The sequence below is a fragment of the Clostridium sp. LIBA-8553 genome (genome assembly GCF_057782465.1).
In genome coordinates this window covers 2,457,533-2,479,472 of the sequence record NZ_CM173489.1, presented here as the reverse complement: position 1 = coordinate 2,479,472, position 21,940 = coordinate 2,457,533, and the positions used below count along the sequence as shown (strand labels likewise).

At 30.8% G+C, this 21,940-nt stretch carries 23 protein-coding genes; 22 read left to right on the top strand and 1 reads right to left on the bottom strand.

The genetic code is table 11. The features are described 5' to 3' along the window. The 21 genes from AC2JAQ_RS10985 (at nt 1) to spoVM (ending at nt 21,110) form a co-directional block, all read left to right on the top strand. The gene (locus AC2JAQ_RS10985) at nt 1-996 is read left to right on the top strand and encodes an NAD(P)H-dependent glycerol-3-phosphate dehydrogenase (RefSeq protein ID WP_488456486.1); all 996 of its coding nucleotides are present in this window, start codon (nt 1-3) and stop codon (nt 994-996) included. Nucleotides 997-1,188: 192 nt separating this feature from the next. Then, a complete protein-coding gene (gene spoIVA / locus AC2JAQ_RS10980; protein ID WP_488456485.1) occupies nt 1,189-2,667 on the top strand; it encodes a stage IV sporulation protein A in 1,479 nt (492 codons plus the stop codon). Between the two features lie 269 nt (nt 2,668-2,936). After that, the gene (locus AC2JAQ_RS10975) at nt 2,937-3,920 is read left to right on the top strand and encodes an asparaginase (protein ID WP_488456484.1); all 984 of its coding nucleotides are present in this window, start codon (nt 2,937-2,939) and stop codon (nt 3,918-3,920) included. 257 nt (nt 3,921-4,177) lie between these two features. Beyond that, nucleotides 4,178-5,575, top strand: a complete 1,398-nt coding sequence (locus AC2JAQ_RS10970) for an NCS2 family permease (RefSeq protein WP_488456483.1) — start codon at nt 4,178-4,180, stop codon at nt 5,573-5,575. Nucleotides 5,576-5,911: 336 nt separating this feature from the next. Further along, entirely contained in the window at nt 5,912-6,796 is an 885-nt protein-coding gene (locus AC2JAQ_RS10965; RefSeq protein ID WP_488456482.1) for a YicC/YloC family endoribonuclease, read from the top strand. A gap of 13 nt (nt 6,797-6,809) precedes the next feature. Then, complete coding sequence (remA, locus tag AC2JAQ_RS10960; RefSeq protein ID WP_003458433.1) at nt 6,810-7,079, top strand: extracellular matrix/biofilm regulator RemA; 270 nt, start codon at nt 6,810-6,812, stop codon at nt 7,077-7,079. Continuing rightward, nucleotides 7,069-7,722, top strand: a complete 654-nt coding sequence (gmk, locus tag AC2JAQ_RS10955; protein WP_423237563.1) for a guanylate kinase — start codon at nt 7,069-7,071, stop codon at nt 7,720-7,722. The genes remA and gmk overlap by 11 nt, the downstream gene beginning before the upstream one ends. Then, nucleotides 7,703-7,915: a DNA-directed RNA polymerase subunit omega gene (rpoZ, locus tag AC2JAQ_RS10950; RefSeq protein ID WP_488456481.1), complete on the top strand. Its 213-nt coding sequence runs from the start codon at nt 7,703-7,705 to the stop codon at nt 7,913-7,915. Before gmk ends, rpoZ begins: the two co-directional genes overlap by 20 nt. Before the next feature lie 5 nt (nt 7,916-7,920). Then, the gene (gene coaBC / locus AC2JAQ_RS10945) at nt 7,921-9,108 is read left to right on the top strand and encodes a bifunctional phosphopantothenoylcysteine decarboxylase/phosphopantothenate--cysteine ligase CoaBC (protein ID WP_488456480.1); all 1,188 of its coding nucleotides are present in this window, start codon (nt 7,921-7,923) and stop codon (nt 9,106-9,108) included. A gap of 38 nt (nt 9,109-9,146) precedes the next feature. Next, the gene (gene priA, locus AC2JAQ_RS10940) at nt 9,147-11,342 is read left to right on the top strand and encodes a primosomal protein N' (RefSeq protein ID WP_488456479.1); all 2,196 of its coding nucleotides are present in this window, start codon (nt 9,147-9,149) and stop codon (nt 11,340-11,342) included. Between the two features lie 14 nt (nt 11,343-11,356). Beyond that, entirely contained in the window at nt 11,357-11,800 is a 444-nt protein-coding gene (gene def / locus AC2JAQ_RS10935) for a peptide deformylase (RefSeq protein ID WP_488456478.1), read from the top strand. Between the two features lie 19 nt (nt 11,801-11,819). Beyond that, complete coding sequence (gene fmt / locus AC2JAQ_RS10930) at nt 11,820-12,749, top strand: methionyl-tRNA formyltransferase (protein ID WP_488456477.1); 930 nt, start codon at nt 11,820-11,822, stop codon at nt 12,747-12,749. A gap of 17 nt (nt 12,750-12,766) precedes the next feature. Beyond that, a complete protein-coding gene (locus AC2JAQ_RS10925; protein WP_488456476.1) occupies nt 12,767-13,462 on the top strand; it encodes a zinc metallopeptidase in 696 nt (231 codons plus the stop codon). Nucleotides 13,463-13,472: 10 nt separating this feature from the next. Continuing rightward, complete coding sequence (gene rsmB, locus AC2JAQ_RS10920; protein ID WP_488456475.1) at nt 13,473-14,798, top strand: 16S rRNA (cytosine(967)-C(5))-methyltransferase RsmB; 1,326 nt, start codon at nt 13,473-13,475, stop codon at nt 14,796-14,798. Nucleotides 14,799-14,832: 34 nt separating this feature from the next. After that, nucleotides 14,833-15,876, top strand: a complete 1,044-nt coding sequence (gene rlmN / locus AC2JAQ_RS10915) for a dual-specificity RNA methyltransferase RlmN (protein WP_488456474.1) — start codon at nt 14,833-14,835, stop codon at nt 15,874-15,876. Between the two features lie 12 nt (nt 15,877-15,888). Continuing rightward, on the top strand, nt 15,889-16,608 hold the full coding sequence (locus tag AC2JAQ_RS10910) for a Stp1/IreP family PP2C-type Ser/Thr phosphatase (RefSeq protein ID WP_488456473.1): 720 nt from the start codon (nt 15,889-15,891) through the stop codon (nt 16,606-16,608). A 1-nt stretch (nt 16,609) separates the two neighbouring features. Beyond that, nucleotides 16,610-18,613, top strand: coding sequence for a Stk1 family PASTA domain-containing Ser/Thr kinase (gene pknB, locus AC2JAQ_RS10905; RefSeq protein ID WP_488456472.1), 2,004 nt, complete (start codon nt 16,610-16,612; stop codon nt 18,611-18,613). A 200-nt stretch (nt 18,614-18,813) separates the two neighbouring features. Beyond that, complete coding sequence (gene rsgA / locus AC2JAQ_RS10900) at nt 18,814-19,677, top strand: ribosome small subunit-dependent GTPase A (protein ID WP_423237553.1); 864 nt, start codon at nt 18,814-18,816, stop codon at nt 19,675-19,677. After that, nucleotides 19,677-20,330: a ribulose-phosphate 3-epimerase gene (gene rpe / locus AC2JAQ_RS10895; RefSeq protein WP_488456471.1), complete on the top strand. Its 654-nt coding sequence runs from the start codon at nt 19,677-19,679 to the stop codon at nt 20,328-20,330. Before rsgA ends, rpe begins: the two co-directional genes overlap by 1 nt. Nucleotide 20,331: 1 nt before the next feature. Next, nucleotides 20,332-20,961, top strand: a complete 630-nt coding sequence (locus tag AC2JAQ_RS10890) for a thiamine diphosphokinase (RefSeq protein WP_488456470.1) — start codon at nt 20,332-20,334, stop codon at nt 20,959-20,961. A gap of 65 nt (nt 20,962-21,026) precedes the next feature. Continuing rightward, nucleotides 21,027-21,110 carry a stage V sporulation protein SpoVM gene (gene spoVM, locus AC2JAQ_RS10885; RefSeq protein WP_423237950.1) on the top strand — a complete coding sequence of 28 codons (84 nt, stop codon included), beginning with the start codon at nt 21,027-21,029 and terminating at the stop codon, nt 21,108-21,110. A gap of 92 nt (nt 21,111-21,202) precedes the next feature. Here the strand turns inward: spoVM and rpmB are convergent, their stop codons facing one another. Next, nucleotides 21,203-21,394, bottom strand: a complete 192-nt coding sequence (gene rpmB, locus AC2JAQ_RS10880) for a 50S ribosomal protein L28 (RefSeq protein ID WP_003458496.1) — start codon at nt 21,392-21,394, stop codon at nt 21,203-21,205. Between the two features lie 194 nt (nt 21,395-21,588). On the opposite strand from rpmB, the gene AC2JAQ_RS10875 reads away from it, so the two are divergent. Beyond that, nucleotides 21,589-21,936 (top strand): Asp23/Gls24 family envelope stress response protein, encoded by a 348-nt coding sequence (locus AC2JAQ_RS10875; RefSeq protein ID WP_423237550.1) that lies wholly within the window; start codon nt 21,589-21,591, stop codon nt 21,934-21,936. Nucleotides 21,937-21,940: the final 4 nt, after the last annotated feature.

The following is a 21,940-nucleotide window of genomic DNA, read 5'->3' as shown; positions in this document are numbered from 1 at the left end:
ATGAGTAAAGTGGCTTTTTTAGGAGCAGGAAGTTTTGGTACTTCCTTAGGAATATTATTGGGGAACAAAGGCGTTACGGTATCTCTGTGGGATAGAGATGAAAATGTAATACATGATATTAACGTAAACAGAAAAAATGATAGATATATAAAAGATCTAGTTATTCCTACAAATGTCACTGCTTATAAAGACTTAGATGAAGCTTTAAATGGGGCTGAATACGTAGTTCTTGCAGTGCCTTCACATGTTATAAGAACAGCTTGTAAAAGCTTAAAAGGTAAAATTAGTGATGATGTAATCATAATTAATATTGCTAAAGGAATTGAAGAAGGAACTAATCTAAGATTATCTCAGGTTATAAATCAAGAGCTACCAAATAATAGAGTAGTAGTTTTATCTGGACCAAGTCATGCAGAAGAGGTTTCAAAAGGAATTCCTACAACTTTAGTTGCAAGTTCAGAATGTATGGAGTGTGCGGAAAAAGTTCAAGATTTATTTATGGATAAAAACTTCAGAATATATACTAATGATGATATTATTGGTGTAGAAATTGGAGGAGCTGTTAAAAATATCATAGCTTTAGCTGCTGGTGTTTGTGATGGTATAGGATATGGAGATAACTCAAAGGCTGCTTTAATGACTAGAGGAATGGCTGAAATAGCTAGAATAGGAATTAAAATGGGTGGAAAAGCTGAGACTTTCTTTGGATTAACTGGTATGGGGGACTTAATTGTTACTTGTACAAGTATGCATTCAAGAAATAGAAGAGCTGGAATACTTATAGGTCAAGGAAAAACTGCAGAAGAAGCTATAGAAGAAGTTGGAATGGTTGTTGAGGGTATAAAAGCCTGTAAAGCCTTCTATGAGTTGAAAGAAAAAGAAGGAGTAACAATGCCTATAACTGATATAGCATATAAAGTTCTTTTTGAAGGTGCAAAGGCAGAAAATGCTGTTACTTTCTTAATGGAAAGAGACAAGAAAAAAGAAGAGATATAAGTTGTTTTTAATAAAAGAGATGTGTCAAAATTAATAATTTTGTGCATCTCTTTTTGTTTTTATATTTATAAAAGTGAAAATATTGAAATAAATTGTCCACAATTAAATGAAAATATATTTTACCTAAAAGTATACTTTTTTGAGATTTCTAATATATATATAGTGTTAATAATATTTATAGGAGGGTGTATCTTGGAAGATTTCAATATATACAAAGATATAGCAGAAAGAACTCAAGGAGATATTTATGTTGGAGTTGTTGGGCCAGTAAGAACAGGAAAATCTACATTTATAAAAAGATTTATGGACTTAATGGTAATACCTAAGATTGATAATACTTATAAAAAGGAAAGGGCTAAGGATGAATTGCCACAAAGTGGTTCAGGTAAAACTATTCATACGACAGAGCCTAAATTTGTTCCAAATGAGGCAGTTGAAATTGCATTAGACGATGGTATTAGGTTTAGTGTTAGAATGGTAGATTGTGTTGGATATATTGTTAAAGGCGCAAATGGTTATTTCGATGAGGGCGAGCCTAAAAAAGTTCATACCCCTTGGTTTGACTATGAAATTCCATTTGAAGATGCAGCTGAAATAGGAACTAGAAAGGTAATAACAGACCATTCAACAATTGGTTTAGTAGTGACTACAGATGGAAGTATAACTGGCATAGATAGAGAAGATTACTTAGATGCCGAAGAAAGAGTAGTGGCTGAGTTAAAGTCAATAGATAAACCATTTATAATTGTACTTAATTCATTATATCCAAGAGGAGAAGAGACATTAGATTTAAAACAGGAGTTAGAAATCAGATATGGAGTTCCAGTTCAGATAATGGATGTAGCCAATATGAATGAAAATGACATAAACGGTTTATTTACAAAAGTACTTAAAGAGTTTCCTGTTAAGGAAATTAATATAGACATGCCTCAATGGATTGAAAGACTAGAGCCATCTCATTGGTTAAAAGCTAATTTCATAAACATAGTTAAAGACATGTGTAAAAACATATCAAAAATTAGAGACGTTAAGGATCTGCTTAGTACTTATGGAGAAGAAGATTTCTTAGGAGTAGCTGATATAAATGAGATGAATTTAGGAGATGGAACTGTAAGAGTTAAAATGACTCCTAAAAGTGGAATATTCTATAAAATAATAAGTGAGATGTGTGATGAAGAATTAAATGATGAAAGTGATTTAATCGCCTTAATTAAAGAGCTTCATAGGGCAAAATCTGAATATGATAAGGTAGCTGAGGCTATAAATAGTGTTAAGGAAACAGGGTATGGATTGGTCGCTCCTCAATTATCAGAAATGAAATTTGAAAAACCTGATATTGATAGGCAGGGTTCAAAATATGTTGTTAAACTTAAGGCTAGTGCCCCTAGCTTGCATTTAATAAAAGCGGATATTCAAACTGAGATTTGTCCAATAATGGGAACTGAAAAAGAAACTCAAGAAGTATTCAAAACATTACTTGAGCAATTTGAAAGTGATCCGGAAAAATTATGGCAAAGCAATATGTTTGGAAAATCATTAGAGACATTAGTTCAAGAAGGATTAAGAAGCAAGCTTTATAAAATGCCAGATGACATTCAAAGTAAGATTCAAAAGACTCTTCAAAGAATTATTAATGAGGGTGAAGGTAACTTAATCTGCATTATATTCTAGAATATTAATATGTACTTAAAGACTATATCAAAGTTTTCTTTGATATAGTCTTTTTATATTGGTAATTGTTCTGTGTGAAATTTATGGTTATAAAGAAGTCACAAAAATTAATGAAAGAAATTAGAGAGTTAGGGATATATTAAATTTTAGACTTGAATACTTGAAGCAATATAAGTTTTATAATCATTGAAGAAAAATACTAATTTAAGTATAATAATCAATAGGACGAATGATGCTTAATCAAATATAAAAGAAATTCGGAGGTACTCATGAAGAAAATAGCTGTAATTTTTAATGGTGGAACAATATCAATGAAAGTTGATGATAGAATAAAGGCGGCAGTTCCAAGCCTAACGGGAGAAGAAATAATGGCTATGGTAACAGGAATAGAGAGCTTTGCAACTATAGAGTCACATAGTTTTTCTTCATTACCAAGCCCACATATTACTCCAGAAATAATGCTTGAATTATCAAAATTTATAAATGCTTTAATAGATAGAGATGATATAGATGGAGTTGTAGTAACTCATGGAACAGATACTTTAGAAGAAACTTCTTATTTTGTGAATTTAACAACTAAAACAAGTAAGCCAATAGTATTTACAGGAGCAATGAGAAGTGGATCAGAATTAGGATATGACGGACCTGCTAACTTAGCTGCAGCAATATGTACTGCTGCATCAGATGAGGCAAGAAATAGAGGGGTTTTAGTTTGTTTTAATGGAGAATTAAATAGTGCTTCAGAAGTAACTAAGGCTAACTCAATGGCTTTAAATGCATTTAGAACACCTAACTTTGGACCTATCGGAATAGTTGATAATAATAGGGTTATATTCGATAGAAGAGTTCCACAAGAGGACTTTATACCATTAGAGGTTATTGATAAGAAGGTAGCCATAATTAAATGTGCTGCAGGAATGGATGGAGACTTCATATATCACTGTATAGAAAAAGAGTATGATGGAATAGTTATAGAAGCTTTAGGAAGAGGAAATGTTCCTCCAACTATGGTAGAGGCAATAAAGGCTGCTTTAGATAAGGGAATAGTTGTTGTGCTTACTTCAAGATGTTTTGAAGGCAGAGTAAGTGATAGCTATGGATATCTTGGAGGCGGAAAAAATCTTAAGGAGCTTGGTGTTATATTCGGAGAGAGTATGCCAAGTCAAAAGGCTAGAATAAAGCTTTTAACTCTTCTTGGATTTAATAAGGACTATAGATATATTAAACATAGTTTTGAGAAGGAAAGATACTAAACACATATAATTTATTAAAAAAGTTATGAAAAATATTCGATAATAGTTGAATAATAATCTATAATGGTGTACAATAACATTCGTAGACAGATAAAACGTTCATAAATCGTAAAAATATTCGTGTTTTAAGTTTGAGGAAATGTTATTAGTAAACTTTTCTAAGGTTATTATTCATGGGGAATAAAGCTATTTTAAGTTTACTAAGCTTAAAATAGCTTTTTTATATTTATGAACTTAAGATGAAGGTGGAGGTTTTTATGGAAAATAAAATTCATGTTTTACACGAAGAAGAAAATTTACGTGTCTTACCTGAACACAAAAGTGAGTATAAAAGAGAGATTTTAGCCGGAACAACAAGTTTCTTAGCAATGGCTTATATAATAGCTGTTAACCCATCAATATTAAGTGCAGCAGGGATGCCAGCAGGGGCAGTAGTAACAGCAACATGTATATCTGCTGTCATAGGATGTTTAATAATGGGTCTTTATGCAAAACTACCATTTGGATTAGCTCCTGGAATGGGATTGAATGCATTCTTTACTTTTTCAGTAGTTATAGGAATGGGCATTTCTTGGGAAGTAGCTCTTACAGCCGTTTTCGTAGAAGGAATAATATTCATACTTTTATCATTATTTAAAGTAAGAGAGGCTGTTGTAGATGCAATTCCAATAAATTTAAAATATGCAGTTACAGCAGGAATCGGTTTATTTATAGCTTTCATAGGATTTAATGGAGCGGGAGTAGTTGTTGGAAATCAAGACACAATGGTTTCTATGGGACAAGTTGGTCCTAAGATGTTAATAGCAATGGTTGGTCTTTGCATAATAGTAATTTTAGAAAAGAAAAAAGTTAAAGGCTCAATGTTAGTTGGTATAGTAGTTTCAACTCTTTTAGCTTGGGGATATGCTTTAATAAATACTGATGCTGCAGCTAGCATAGGAATATATTTACCGAATGGAATATTTAAGTTTGAATCAATTGCACCTATAGCAGGAAAAGTTGATTTTTCATACTTAACTTCACCACAACATGTATTTAACTTTATAACTATAGTTTTCACATTCTTATTTGTTGACTTTTTTGATACAGTAGGAACTTTAATAGGAGTTGCTTCAAGAGCTAATATGTTAGACAAAAAAGGAAGAGTACCTAATGCAGGTAAAGCTTTAATGACAGATGCTATAGCTACTACTGCAGGGGCTTTACTTGGAACATCAACTGTAACAGTTTATGTTGAAAGTGCTACTGGAGTTGAGCAAGGTGGTAGAACGGGATTAACAGCTATAACAATAGGAGCTTTATTCTTCATAGCAATGTTCTTCTCACCAATATTCGTAGCAGTACCAGCATGTGCTACTGCACCAGCTTTAATATATGTTGGATATTTAATGTTAACTAGCGTATTAAAAATAGATTTTAGCGATATTACAGATGCAGTACCAGCATTCTTAATAATAGCTTTAATGCCTTTAACTTATAGTATAGGTGATGGTTTAACAATTGGAGTTTTAGCATATGTAATATTAAACTTAGTACACAACATTTTTACTAAGAAGAAAGAAGATAAAAAAGAGTTATCAATGGTAATGAAGGTACTAGCAGTCATATTTGTAATAAAACTTTGTTTACCTATAATAACTCAAATGGTTGGCTAATAATATTATATAAAATATATTAAGAAAATCTCATGTTTCGTTAAGTTACGTACTTAAAAAGACTTTGCTAAAAATTGATGATTATTTTGTAATAAATAATTTGATGTTTTTAAGCAAAGTTTTTTTTATTAGGAGATATTTTAAATCAATATTCATCTAAGCATAGTCTTTTGTTAAATAATATATAAATTAATTTTATCTGAAAAATATTTTTACAAGTATAGGTTGGAGGAATTTTTTATAAAAATAAATGTTAACAAATTGTAAATAATATCTTGTTATTATAGAAATTTTATATTAAAGTATATTTATATTATTTTCAAGGAGGCTCTCTTTATGGTTAAAAGCATGACTGGTTTTGGGAGAGCAACTAGTGAAGAAGGAAAAGATAGAATATTTTCTTTAGAAATGAAAAGTGTAAACCATAGATATTTAGACATGAACATAAGAATGCCAAGAAGTATGGTTTCTTTAGAAGAAAAGATAAGAAATATGGTTTCTTCTAAGCTTAGCAGAGGAAAAGTTGATATCTTTATAAACTATAAAGACTATGCTAAGAATCAAGGGGCTGCTGTTTTAAATGAAGAATTAGCTAAAAGCTATGTGAATTCTTTAGAACAGTTAAAATCTTTGTTTCCTAACATGCAAGATGATTTAAGTTTATCACTAGTAGCTAGATACCCAGACATAATAACTATAGAAGAAAAATCAGAAGATTTAGAATCTATATGGGAAGAAATAGGCTCACTACTAAATGAAGCCATAGAAAATATGATTTCTATGAGAAAAGTTGAAGGTGAGAAATTAGCTAGTGACATATTAGTTAAGTGCAATGCTATAGAGGAAATAGTAGCTTGTATAGAAATGAAGGCAGATGTTGTTGTTAGTGCCTATAAGCAAAAGTTAGAGGATAGACTTAAGGCTTTATTAGGAGAAGTTGAAGTTGATGAAAACAGAGTAGCTATGGAAGTTGCTGTTTTTGCTGATAAGGCTTCAATTGATGAAGAAATAATAAGACTTGGAAGTCATATTAATCAATTAAGAAAGACTTTAATTTTAAATGAACCAATAGGTAGAAAGTTAGACTTCATAGTTCAAGAAATGAATAGAGAAGCTAATACTATAGCATCAAAGTCAACAGATTTAGAAATAACCAATAAGGTTATAGATATAAAAAATATTATTGAAAAGATTAGAGAACAAGTTCAAAACATAGAATAATAGGAGGTAGCAAATGAGTATAAAGTTAATTAACATTGGTTTTGGAAACATAGTTTCAGCTAATAGATTAGTAGCAATAGTAAGCCCTGAATCAGCACCTATAAAGAGAATCATACAAGAAGCTAGAGATAGAGGTATGCTTATAGATGCAACTTATGGTAGAAGAACAAGAGCCGTAATAATTACAGACTCAGATCATGTAATTCTTTCAGCTGTTCAACCTGAGACAGTGGCTCACAGATTATCAACTAAGGAAGAAGTAGTTGTTGAAGATGATGAATAAAATACATAAGGAAAATAATAAGGGTGTGTTAATAGTTATTTCTGGTCCTTCAGGTGCAGGTAAGGGAACTATTTGCAAAGCTTTATTAGAAAAACATGATGACATATTCATATCAGTTTCTGCTACGACTAGAAGTCCTAGAGTAGGAGAAGTTGATGGAGTAAATTATCACTTCTTAACAAAAGAAGATTTTAAACAAAGAATAGCAGAAGATGATTTCTTAGAGCATGCTGAAGTTTATGGAAATTATTATGGAACTCCTAAATCAAGCGTTGAAAAAATGCTTGATGAAGGAAAAGATGTAATATTAGAAATAGATATACAAGGTGCTTTAAAGGTTAAAGAAAAAGCTACTGATGGAGTATTTATATTTATATTACCTCCTTCAATGGAAGAACTTAAGCAAAGAATCATAAAAAGAGGTAGCGAAACTCCAGAAAGCTTAATGACTAGATTTAAGTCAGCTTATAAAGAAATTAATTATGTATCAAAATACAACTATGCTGTAGTTAATGATAATGTAGAAGATGCAGTGAAAAAAATAGAAGCTATATTATTAGCAGAGAAATGTAGAGTAGACAGATTAAAAGAAAATATATTAGAGTCAAAGGAGGACGAAATGCATGAACAACTCTATGATTAATCCATCAATCGTTGAATTATTAAAAAGGGTAGAAGATAGATATTCTTTAGTAATATTAAGCGCAAAGAGAGCTAGACAAATAATTGACGGAGCAGAGACTTTTGTTGATGTTGAGTCAAACAAACCGCTAACAATAGCTATAAACGAAATAGATCAAGGATTTGTACATTACAAAGACGCTGAGGAGAAATAAGAGACATGAAAGATAAGAAATGTGTTGTTGTAGGAGTAAGTGGAGGAGTAGCTGTTTATAAGGCTTTAGATGTTATAAGCAGACTAAGAAAAAAAGATGTAGAAGTACATGTAATAATGACTAAATCCGCTACTGAGTTTGTAACACCATTATCTTTTCAATCATTAAGTCAAAACATGGTTATAACAGACATGTTTGCTGAACCAAAAGCTTGGGAAATACAACATATATCATTAGCTAAGAAGGCTGATTTAATGCTTATTGTACCAGCTACAGCAAACATTATAGGAAAAGTTGCAAACGGCATTGCCGATGATATGTTATCAACAACTATAATGGCAACAAAGGCACCAGTTGTTTTTTGCCCTGCAATGAATACAAACATGTATGAAAATCCTATAGTTCAAAGAAACATAAGTCTTCTTAAGGAGCTTGGTTATGAATTCGTAGAGCCAGCTAGTGGAAGATTAGCATGTGGTGATGAAGGGAAAGGTAAACTTCAAGATACTGAAATTATTGCAGAAGAAATATTGAGAAGGTTACATTCTACTAGTGATTTAGTAGGCAAAAAGGTTGTTGTTACTGCAGGGCCTACTGTAGTACCAATAGATCCAGTAAGAATTTTAACAAATAGATCTTCAGGAAAAATGGGATATTCAATAGCAGAAGAAGCTAGAGATAGAGGAGCAGAAGTTGTTCTTATATCAGGACCTACTTCTTTAAAAAAACCTAATGGGGTTAAGGTTATTGATGTTAAGACTAATGAAGAAATGTTTGATGCTATAAAAAAAGAGTTTGAAGACGCTGATATAGTTATTAAATCTGCGGCTGTAGCGGATTATAAAGCTAAGAACTATAGTAGTGAAAAGATTAAAAAAACAGGAGATGATTTAAATTTAGTCTTTGAGAGAGATAGAGACATTCTACACACTCTTGGGGAAATGAAAAAAAATCAAATCCTAGTTGGCTTTGCAGCAGAAAGTAGCAATGTATCAGAAAATGCTAAAGGTAAATTAGAGAGAAAAGCTCTAGATTATATTGTTGCAAATGATATAAGTAAACCAGAAACAGGTTTTGCTAGTGATGAAAACAAGGTTACTATAATAAGTAAATCTGGTGAAGAGATATCTTTAGAAAAGATGTCTAAAAGAGAGGTTGCAAAGAACATATTTGATATTATAAAAGGGCGCTAATTGCGCCTTTTTATTCTATATGAACAAGGGTGATTATTTTGGAGAAATTTGCTGAAGTAATTGTAAATAGTGATGCTGTTACAATTGATAAGCCTTTTACATATAAGATTAAAGAAGATTTAGTCCATAAGATAGAGGTAGGCCATAGAGTGCTAGTTCCTTTTGGAAATGGAAATAAAAAAATTGAAGGTTTTGTTTTAAAAATATTAAATAATGTTGAAAATAAAAATATAAGATATAAGGCTATATATGCTGTTTGTGATGAGAAGCCCTTATTAAGTGAAGATTCTTTAAAACTTATTGACTTTTTAAGAGAAAAGTATTTATGTAAGTATATAGATGCCATAAGAGTTATGATTCCACCTAGAATAATGAGTGGTAATAAAGAGAAAACAAAACAGGTTGTATTATTTAAAGAATATATAGAAGAATTAAGTGAACCACAAAAAAATGCCTTAGAGTTAATTGAGGAAAAAAGTGGAGGTTTCACAAAGACAGAATGGAATAAGTTTTTTAATGTATCAACATACATGATAAATAAATTAATAGAGTTAGGATGCGCTTCTATTGAAGAAGTAAGAGTTTCTAGGGAAGACTTAAGAGAGTTTAAGCCTTATCCACCTAAAAGTTTAAATGAAGAACAAATAAAAGCATATGATACTGTTTTAGAAAGTGATAAAAATATTTTTTTATTAAAAGGTGTTACAGGAAGTGGAAAAACTGAAGTTTATATGAACTTAGTTAGCTATATGCTTCTCTTTGAGAAAAGCTCGTTGATTCTAGTACCAGAAATAGCATTAACTCCTCAAATGATTGAAAGATTTAAAGGAAGATTTGGAAAAGATGTGGCAGTCTTTCATAGTAGACTTTCAGACGGAGAGAGATATGATGAATGGTATAGAGTGAAAAATGACCAGGTTAAGGTTATTATAGGTGCAAGATCAGCTATATTTTTACCTTTTAAGGATTTAGGATTAATAGTAGTTGATGAAGAGCATGAAAGTAGTTATAAATCAGATATGAATCCTAAATACAATACCATAGAAGTTTGTGAGTATTTAAGCTACTTAAAGGATTGTAAGGTAGTTTTAGGATCTGCAACCCCAAGTGTGGTTAGTTATTATAAAGCTCTTAAGGGAATGTATGAACTTATTGAACTTAAAAATAGAGTTAATAATGGAGAACTTCCTGAGGTTTCTATTGTTGACATGAGAGAAGAATTAAGAGCAAACAATAAGACTATGTTTAGTAGAGATTTATATTTGAAAATAAAAGATAGGTTAGAGAAAAAAGAACAAATAATTTTGTTTTTAAATAGAAGAGGATTTTCATCTTTTGTTTCTTGTAGAAGTTGTGGATTTGTTTTTAAATGTAACAATTGTGACATATCAATGACGTATCATAATAATGGATACTTAATTTGTCATTATTGTGGAAACACTGCAAGGATGCCTAAAATTTGTCCTAAATGTGGAAGTACCTATGTTAAACATTTTGGAGTAGGTACAGAAAAATTAGAGGCAGCGGTTCATCATTATTTTCCAGAAGCAAAAGTTTTAAGAATGGATGTGGATACAACAAGAAAGAAAAATTCTCATGAGGAAATTTATAATTCCTTTAAAAGTAAAGAAGCTGACATATTAATAGGAACTCAAATGATAGCTAAAGGACTAGATTTTCCGGATGTAACCCTAGTTGGGGTTATGGCAGCGGATATGTCTTTAAATTTACCAGACTATAAATCAAGTGAAAAAACATTTCAGATTATAACACAGGTAAGTGGTAGAGCAGGACGTGGTGATAAAAAGGGAGACGTAATAATTCAAAGTTACTCACCTGAACATTATGCTTTAATATGTGCAAAAAATAATGACTATGATGAGTTCTTTAAACAAGAAATAAACATAAGAAAACTTATGGGATATCCTCCTTTTGATGATTTATTCTTAATAAGTTTAAGTGCAAAAGGAGAAATAAAAATAAAGCTCTTTGCAAAAAAATTAGAGAAGCATTTACGTAATATATTAAAAGAATATGATAATATATTTATATATGAGGCATGTCCTTGTTCTATAAGTAAAATAAAAAATGTTTATAGATGGCAGATATTAATCAAAGGAAACTTAGATTTACAGGTATGCAATAAAATAAAAAAAGGGGTTTATGAATTATCTAAAGATGTTTATAATGAGATTAAGATTGGTTTAGATATAAACCCTAATAGTTTAATGTAAGGGAGGAACCTATTTTGGCAATAAGAAACTTAAGATTTAATGATGATGAAATACTAAGAAAAAGATGTAGAGTAGTTGATGAGATTAATGATAGAATAAAAGTCTTAACAGAAGATATGATAGAAACTATGTATGAAAATAATGGAGTTGGATTAGCAGCACCACAAGTTGGAATACTTAAAAGAGTATTTGTTGTAGATGCTATGGATGGGGCAGGTTCTAGAGTATTTATCAATCCAGAAATTCTAGAAAAAAGTGGAGAGCAAACTGATGAAGAAGGATGCTTAAGCTTACCTGGAAGGCATAAACCAGTAAAAAGAGCCAATAAAATAAAGATAAAGGCTTTAGATTCTAATGGAAAAGAGTTTATATTAGAAGCAGAAGGCTTTTTAGCAAGAGCTATACAACATGAATATGATCATTTAGATGGAGTGCTTTTTATAGATCATGAAATTTAAGACTGAGGAGGAATAAGACATGAAGATAGTATTTATGGGAACACCAGATTTTGCTGTTCCGTCATTAAAAAGTCTAATAAAAGAATTTGGAGTAGAAGCTGTTTTCACTCAACCAGACAGACCGAAGGGAAGAGGTAAGAAATTAGGTATGTCTCCTGTAAAGGAAGTTGCTTTAGAGCATAATATACCAGTTTACCAACCTTTAAGAATAAAAAATGAACCAGAAACTATAGAAGAATTAAGAAATATGGAACCAGATTTCATAATAGTAGTAGCTTTTGGTCAAATTTTACCTAAGGAAGTTTTAGATATTCCTAAGTTTGGATGTATAAATTTACATGCTTCATTACTTCCTAAATTTAGAGGAGCAGCACCTTTAAACTGGAGTATAATTAAAGGTGAAAAAGTAACAGGAAATACAACTATGCTAATGGATGTAGGTCTTGATACTGGAGATATGCTTTTAAAAGATGAAGTGGAAATTACAGATAACATGACAGCAGGAGAATTACATGACATTTTAATGGAGAGAGGCGGAGACTTATTAGTTAGAACTATAAAGGGAATAGTTAATAATGAAATAACTCCAGAAAAGCAAAATGAGGAAGAAACTTGTTATGCTTCAATGCTTAATAAAGAAATAGCTAAAATTGATTGGTCTCTTTCTGCACAAGAGATTCATAATCTAGTTAGAGGTTTAAATCCTTGGCCAGTAGCCTTAACTTCATATGATGATGTAACAATGAAAGTTTATCAAACTCGTGTAGAAAAAGGTGACAGTAATAAGGAACCAGGAACTATCATAGCTGTAGACAAGACTGGAATTAAGGTAGCTACAGGAAAGGATATATTAGTAATAGAAAAATTACAATTCCCAAATAGTAAGCAACTATTTGTAGAGCAATTTATAAATGGAAATTCAGTGGAAATAGGAAAAGTATTAAAATAATTTTAGAAGGTGATTATATGTTTTACCCGTTTTATTTTGATCCAACATATTTAATTCTTATACCAGCGATTTTAATATCTGCATGGGCTCAGTTTAAGGTTTCAAGTACATTTAATAAGTATAGTACAGTTAGAAGTACAAATGGATATACTGGAGCGCAGGTTGCTAGAATTCTTTTAAATAATGCTGGACTTCAGGATGTAGAAATTCAACAAGTACCAGGAAGATTAAGTGACCATTATGATCCAAGAGCTAAGGTTTTAAGATTATCATCAGATGTTTATGGAAGCACTTCCGTAGCATCAATAGGGGTAGCAGCACATGAAGTTGGGCACGCTATACAGGATAAGGAATCTTACGCAGCATTAGTTTTTAGAAATGCTATAGTTCCTGTAGTTAACTTTTCATCAAGTTTATCATGGATATTATTCTTTATTGGAATATTATTTAGTTATAAAAGTTTGGTGGCTATCGGCATAATATTATTCTCAGCAGTTGTATTATTCCAGTTAGTAACATTACCAGTAGAGTTTAATGCTTCATCAAGAGCTTTAAAACTTTTAGAAGGACAGGGAATACTTTATGATAATGAAGTAAAAGAAGCTAGAGAGGTACTAAGTGCGGCGGCATTAACTTATGTAGCAGCAACACTTATGGCTATTTTACAATTAGTAAGACTTATAGCTATAAGTAATAGAAATTCAAATGATTAGAGGTTAGAGTATGAATGCAAGAAAAATAATAGTAGAAATATTAGATAATGTCTTATTAAATGGAGCATATTCAAATATAGAAATAAATAAACAATTTGCATCTAATGATATAGATCCAAAGGATAAAGGATTAATAACAGAAGTTGTTTATGGAACAATAAAGTACAAAAAGATGATAGATATAATTCTTTCAAATTTTGTTGCTGATATAGGAAAAATAGATGAAAGCGTAGTAAACATATTAAGAAGTGCTATATACCAAATGAAGTTTTTAGATAGAGTACCTCCATATGCAATAGTAAATGAGGCAGTAAACTTAACTAAAGAAACAGCTCCAAGTTTAGCTAAGTTTGTAAATGGAGTTCTTAGAAATTATCTAAGAAATGAAAATAAAAACTTCAAAGCTGGATTAAGAAATAATGAAGCTTTATGCTATGATTTCTCATTTGATAGATGGATGATAGAAATGTTTACAAAGCAGTATGGAAAAGAGGATGCTTTAAGAATACTTAGAGGATTAAACACAGTTCCATATGTAACAGTTAGAGTAAATACATGTAAAGCTGATTATGATGATGTTTATGAAAGACTTGAAGAAGAAGGTTATGATATAGAAGAAGGAGCATTTTCACCAGAGGCTATTATAATTAAAAAAGGTAGTGCTATAGAGAAAAACAAACTTTATCAAGAAGGATTAATAACAGTTCAAGATGAAAGTGCTATGCTAGTAGCTCCTTTATTAGATTTAGAGGGAAATGAGCAAGTTATGGACTTATGTAGTGCTCCAGGAACTAAAACAACTCATATTGCTGAGTTAATGATGAATAAAGGAAAAGTTGTAGCTTTTGATGTTCATAATCATAAATTAGCTTTAATAAAAGAAAATATAGATAGATTAGGGCTAACTAATGTTGAAGTTGAATTAGGAGATGCTACAAAAATTAATTCTAAGTATATAAACTGGGCTGATAGAATATTATTAGATGTTCCTTGTTCAGGACTTGGAATTATAAGAAAGAAACCAGAAATTAAGTGGAATAAGAAGAACAACGACTTAACAGAGGTTGTTAAGGTTCAAAAGGAAATCTTAAAAAATGCATGGAACTATTTAAGAGAAGGTGGAGAACTAGTTTATTCTACTTGTACTTTAAATAAAAAGGAAAATGAAGAAGTTATAGATTGGTTTGTAGAAAAGAATTTAGATTGTGAAGTTGAAAAAGTATTCTTAGGTAAAGCAGATAATGTAATATACAATGATAATGGAAGTGTTACAATATTACCTAATAAGTACATGGATGGTTTCTTTATTGCTAAGCTTAAGAAAAAAGTAAAATAATTAGCAAGAAGATGAACGTGGAAGGTGAGGCTATATGAAGAACATCTTAGATTTTACATTAGAAGAGTTAAAAGAATGGATGAAAGAAAATGGAGAAAGTGCTTTTAGAGCAAAACAAATCTTTGATTGGATATATAAAAAAGAGGTTTTTAGCTTTGAAGATATGAAAAATATTTCAAAGACTCTTATAAGCAAACTTTCAGAGAATTTTTATATAGGCATCCCTGAAGTTATAGATTCTTTATCATCTAGTGAAGATGGAACTAGAAAAATCCTTTTAGGACTAAGTGATGGAAACATAATTGAATGTGTTATTATGAGATATAAATACGGTAATTCAATTTGTGTTTCCACACAAATTGGTTGTAGAATGGGATGTAAGTTCTGTGCATCTACATTAGAAGGTATGGTAAGAAATTTAACTGCAGGAGAAATATTATCAGAAGTTTTAATTGGACAAAAACTTCTTGGGGAAAGAATATCTAATATAGTTTTAATGGGGAGTGGAGAACCATTAGATAACTATGATAATGTTATGAAGTTTTTAGAACTTGTTAATGCTGATTATGGATTAAATATAGGGCAAAGACATATAACATTATCTACATGTGGACTTGTGCCGAAAATTCGTGATATGGCAGATAAGGAAATGCAAGTGACTTTAGCAATTTCATTACATGCTGTTTCAGATGAAAAGAGAAGAACTATAATGCCAATAGCTAATAAGTATTCAATTAGTGAGATTTTAGACGCCTGTAATTATTATATTGAGAAAACAGGAAGAAGAATAACTTTTGAATATTCTTTAGTTAGTGGAGTAAATGATACTAAAGAAGATGCCAAGAGCTTAGGTAGATTATTAAAAGGTATGCTTTGTCATGTGAATTTAATTCCTGTAAATGAAATAAAGGAAAATGAATTTAAAAAATCTACTAAGAAGGATATAGAAGCATTTTTAAATACTCTTAAAACATATGGAGTAGAAGCTACAGTAAGAAGAGAGATGGGCTCAGATATAAATGCAGCCTGTGGTCAATTAAGAAGAAGCTATATTAATTCAAAAGGGTTAAAACTGTAGGGGGAAATATTTATGTTAGGATTTGTAACAGATAAAGGTAATGTTAGAGAGTTAAATGAAGATTTTTTATCTTATTGTAGAGAAGATGAATTTTCAATATATGTAGTTGGTGATGGAATGGGTGGACATAATGCTGGAGAAGTGGCTAGTAAAAGAGCCGTAGAAAGCATTATTTGTTTCGTAAAAGAAAATTATGGAGTAGTACCATTAGATAGTTTATTAAAAGATGCAATATTACATGCGAATGCTAAAATATATAATATGAGTCAAGAAAGTACTGGATTATCAGGTATGGGAACAACTATAACAGCTATATTAGAAGTTAAAAATATGGTTTATATTGCCAATGTTGGTGATAGTGCCTGTTTTGGTATTAATGAAAATGGAATAAAAAAACTAACAAAGGATCACTCCTTAGTTCAAGAACTTATTGATAGTGGTTGTATTACAGAAGGAGAAGCTAAAAAGCATCCAAGAAAAAATATAATAACTAGAGCAATAGGAACTAATTCAAATGTTGATGTTGACGTTTTTAAGGTTGATAGACATGAGTATAAAGCATATTTACTTTGTACAGATGGATTAAGCAATGATGTTGATGAAGATGAAATTTGGAAAAAAGTAATAAAAGCTGAAGACTTTGATAATGCATGTAAGGATTTAGTTGAAATGGCTAAAGAAAGAGGAGGACGAGATAATATCACAGTGTTAGTTTTTGGAGGAGAGAAATAGAATGATAGGTAAAATCTTAGGGAATAGGTACGAGTTACTTGAGTGTATAGGCGAAGGCGGCATGTCCTTTGTCTATAAAGCTAAATGTAGAAAACTGAATAGATTCGTAGCTGTAAAAATATTAAAAGATGAATTTAAAAACAATGAAGAAATTGTTAGAAGGTTTAAAAAAGAGGCTACAGCTATTGCAAACTTATCTAATCCTAATGTAGTAAATGTCTTAGATGTTGGAACTCAAGATGACATGAACTACATTGTTATGGAATATATAGAAGGTAAAACTTTAAAGGACATAATCCAAGAAAAAGGAGCTTTACCTTATGAGATTGCTATAAGCATAGGAATAAAAGTTGCTAAGGCTTTAGAATGTGCTCATAGAAGTGGAATTATACATAGAGATGTTAAACCACAAAATATTTTAGTTACAGAAGAAGGCGTTGTTAAAGTAACAGACTTTGGAATAGCTAAATCTATGGATTCGTCAACAATAGCTCATACTAATAGTGTTATGGGGTCAGCACATTATTTTTCTCCGGAACAAGCTAAAGGAACTTATACTGATTATAGAACTGATTTATATTCTTTAGGAATAGTTTTATATGAAATGGTTACTGGTGTCGTTCCTTTTAATGGAGATTCACCAGTTACAGTAGCTGTAAAACACATACAGGAGAAACCAATAGCTCCTAAAAATATAAATTCTAATATTCCAAATAGTTTAAATGAGTTAATATTAAAGGCTATGGAAAAGGATCCTATTAATAGATATCAAACAGCTAAGGAAATAATAGGTGACTTAGAAAAAATAAAAAGTAATCCTGATGTTGTAATATCATCAAAGGCAGCAGAGGATAAAGAACAATTTACAAGAGTTATGTCTCCGGTTGTTGTTCCAAATGCAGATGCTGGTAAGGATGAAGAAGATGAAGAAGATGATGATTATGACTATGAAGATGACGATGAAGAAGATGAAGAAGATGATGAAGTAGTTGAAAATCAAGATAAAAAGCCTATAAATGCAAAGAAAAAGAAGAAAAAATCAACAGTACTAATAGTTCTTGCAACTATTCTAGTGGTTGTATTAGGTATATCACTTGGATTCATGGGTATGAAGAAGTTCGTAGAAGGTGGAAAAGATGTAAAAATACCTAATGTAGTTGGTGAAAAAGAAGAAGATGCTAAGAGTAAATTAGAAGCTTTAGGATTAAAGGTATTAGAGGTTACAGAAGAAAGTGACCAAGAAAAGGGAATTGTTTTAAAAGTTGATCCAAGTGTAGATACTACTGTTAAAGCAGGTAGTGAAGTAAAACTTATTATTAGTGGAGGAGCAAGCCAAGTAAAAGTTCCAAACTTTGAAGGAATGGATTTAGATGGTGTTAAGAGTACTTTAGGAAACTTACAATTAAAACTTGGTGATGTAAGCTATGAATATAGTGACAGTGTTCCTAGGGGGCAAGTTATGTCTCAAAATCCAAATGCTAACGAGTCTGTTGATAAAGACTCTAAAATAAATATTGTTATAAGTAAAGGTAAAGAAATAAAAACAACAACAGTAAATATTCCAGATGTATCTGGAAAGAGTGTGGATGAAGCGAAATCTATTCTAGCTAATGCTGGAGTTGGAGTAAATGCTGTTAAGGGTGATGCTGCTAAGAGTGAAGGTGAGGCTGGTAAAGTTTATAGCCAAAGTCAATCAGGATCTCTTACAATTAAGCAAGGAGAAAAAGTAACTATAACAATTAATTATTATGGTGATTATGTTGCACCAAAACCAACTGAGCCAGAAAAACCAACACAGCCAGAACAACCAACACAACCAGAAAAGCCAACACAGCCAACACAGCCAGAACAACCAACACAACCAGAACAACCAACACAACCAGAAAAACCAACAAATCCAGGTGAAGGTGCTGGAAATGCATCAGATAACCAAAATAATCAAACAAATAACAATAACTCAAATAACCAACATGCAAGTAATAACACTTCAAATAAAAAACAATAGTATTTAAATAAAAAGGGAGTATTTACTCCCTTTTTATTTTATAAAAATTTATAAGTAAAAAATTTTATAGGTGAGAGAATATAAATAGAAATCAGTGTTAAGAGAGAAAGAAGTTAATATATAATGCTTAAGCTTCTTGCATTTTATATTAAAATTTGTTTATTATAAGAATATATAAGTATTAAAGATAGGGAGGAAACATGGAAGGAATTATAATTAAAGGAATAGGTGGATTCTATTATATAAAAACAGAAGAAGGAATAATTGAGTGTAAAGCTAGAGGGAAATTCAGATATAATTCATTAAAACCTATGGTAGGTGATAGAGTTACAATAAAAGTAGAGAATGGAAAAGGTGTAATAGAGGAAATACATGAGAGAAGCTCAGAGCTTATAAGACCAACAGTTGCAAACGTAACACAAGCTTTCGTTGTATTTGCAATAAAGAACCCTGATATAAATTTAGATTTATTAAATAGATTTTTAACTCTTTGTGAGTATAATGATATACATGCTGTTGTCTGTTTAAATAAAGAGGATTTATGTACAGAGGAAGAAAAGGAAAACTTAAAGGAATTAATAAATGATATAGGTTATGAGGTTCTTTTCATAAATGCCAAGGAAGGAAAGGGTTTTGATGCTTTAAAAGAAAGATTAGAGAATAATATAACAGTTCTTTGTGGTCCTTCTGGAGCAGGAAAATCTACACTTTTAAATGCTTTTATCGATAGAGAGCATATGGAAACTGGAAGTGTAAGCGAGAAGATTGGAAGAGGTAAGCATACTACTAGACATAGTGAACTTATAGACGTAGATAATGGATATTTAGTTGACACTCCAGGTTTCACTACTTTAGATGTTACTTTTATAGATAGAGACAGCTTAAAGTATTGTTTCCCAGAATTTAATGAGTACAATAATCTTTGTAAATTCAATGGATGTAATCATTATAAAGAGCCTAAATGTGCTGTAAAAGAAGCCGTTGAAGAGGGTAAAATAAATAAGTTAAGATATGAATTTTATATAAAAACATTAGAAGAGATAATAAATAGGAGGGGTAATTAATGGTTAAAATAGCACCATCAATATTATCAGCAGATTTCAGTATTTTAGGAGAACAAGTTCAAAGAGTAGAAAAAGGTGGGGCAGAGTTCTTACACATAGATGTAATGGACGGTCATTTTGTTCCAAATATAAGCTTTGGCTTTCCAATAATGAAAGCAATAAGAGGACTAAGTAATCTTGTTTTTGATGTTCACTTAATGATAGAGGAACCAGGAAGATACATAGATGAATTCATAAGTGCAGGAGCAGAGTTAATAACTGTACACTATGAAGCTGATAGACATATTGATAGAACAATAAATTACATAAAGAGTAAAGGATGCAAAGCAGGGATAGCCTTAAATCCAGGAACACCAGTGTCAATGATTCAAAATTTAATATCTTCACTAGACATGGTATTAATAATGTCTGTTAATCCAGGATTTGGAGGACAAAGCTTCATACCATATAGCTTAGATAAAATAAAGGAAGTAAAAGAAATGGCTAAGGCATGTGGAAAAGAAGACTTACTAATACAAGTAGATGGTGGAGTAGGTGCGAATAATATAAAAGAAATAGTAGAGGCAGGAGCTAATGTTTTAGTTGCTGGATCAGCTGTATTCAAAGAAGATAAAATAGAAGAGAATATTAAAGCTTTAAGAGAGGCACTATAATATGAAAGCACTTATAATAGCTGGAGGAGAAAAACCTAGTAAAGAGTTATTGGAAAGTGAAATAAAAGATTGCGATGTATTAATAGCTGCTGATAGAGGGGTAGAAGTTTATTTAGAAAATGGCTTTACTCCAGATTATGCGCTAGGAGATTTTGATTCCATAGGAGAAGAATTTAAGGGTATATTAGATAATATAAAGGTAGAAAAATTTAATCCTGAAAAAGATAATACTGACACAGAAATTGCATTTTTTAAGGCTGTAGAGCTGGGAGCAACAGAGATTGCTTTTTTAGGAGTTACAGGAACAAGGTTAGATCATGTTATGGCAAATTTAGGTCTTTTAAGAGAGGCTTTAATAAGAGGGATAGATTCATATATTATTGATAATAATAATAAAATTTATTTAAAGAATAAAGGGACAACTCTTAAAAAAGAGTTTGGAGAATATATATCTTTTCAAGCTTTGGGTTCACCAGTAAACAATTTTTCTATAAAAGGTTCTAAATATGAACTTCATAATCATAAACTTTTAATAGGAGATTCATTATGTGTGTCTAATGAGTTCGTTGATGAATATATTGATATATCCTTTGAAAAAGGTGAAGTTTTAGTTATATATTCAAGAGATTAAACACAATTTGAGTTTCTTCTGCATAAAATAAAATAAGAAATAATTTTGAAAGTAGGAGAGAGTTTATGAGAATAATGACTATTAAGTTGCCAAAATTCTTAGCTAAAATAGTTAGAATTTTTAAGGGTAATAAGAAATCTGATACATAAGATGGAAAAAGTAAGGGATAAGTAAGACTTATCCCTTATTTTTGTGCAAAATAAAAATGCAGTTTAATAACTGCATTTTTGCCAAAGATTTCTTATATAGCTCTTTGAACTTTTCCAGATCTTAAGCATCTTGTACAAACGTGAACAGTTTTTGGTGTTCCTTTAACGATTGCTTTAACCTTTTTTATGTTAGGAGCCCAAGTTCTCTTTGATTGTCTGTGTGAGTGACTGTATTGTACTCCAGCGACAACTCCTTTGTTACAAATCTCGCATCTTCTTGCCATTAAAAACACCTCCTTTAAAATGAAGATAAAATCTTCAATAGGACAGATAATATTCTATCATAAGATATACTAATTATGCAAGTATAATATTAAAATAAATCTTTAAAAATATGTTGCTAAACGTATATAGTTCTTGAATAATAAATGTATTTAATATAGAATATAGTATATGTAATAGTTGAGGAGGAATCGCCATGATAGGATATTCAAATGAATATGGAAATGTGTCTTACACTGATGACGTTTTAGCAAAAATTGTTGGGTTATCAACAATGGAATGCTACGGAGTTGTTGGAATGGTTTCTAAGAGTGCTACAGAAGGCCTTTGGGAGTTAATGAGAATAGAAAATTTAACAAAAGGCGTAAAGATAGATAATAAAAATAATAAGTTAACAATAGAAGTATTTGTTATGGTAGAGTATGGTACAAAAATATCTGTAATAGCAAACAATATAATTCAAAAAGTTAAGTACAATGTTGAAAATTATACTGGGCTTAAAGTATCTAGCATAACAGTAAATGTTCAAGCGGTTAGAGTCTAGGAGG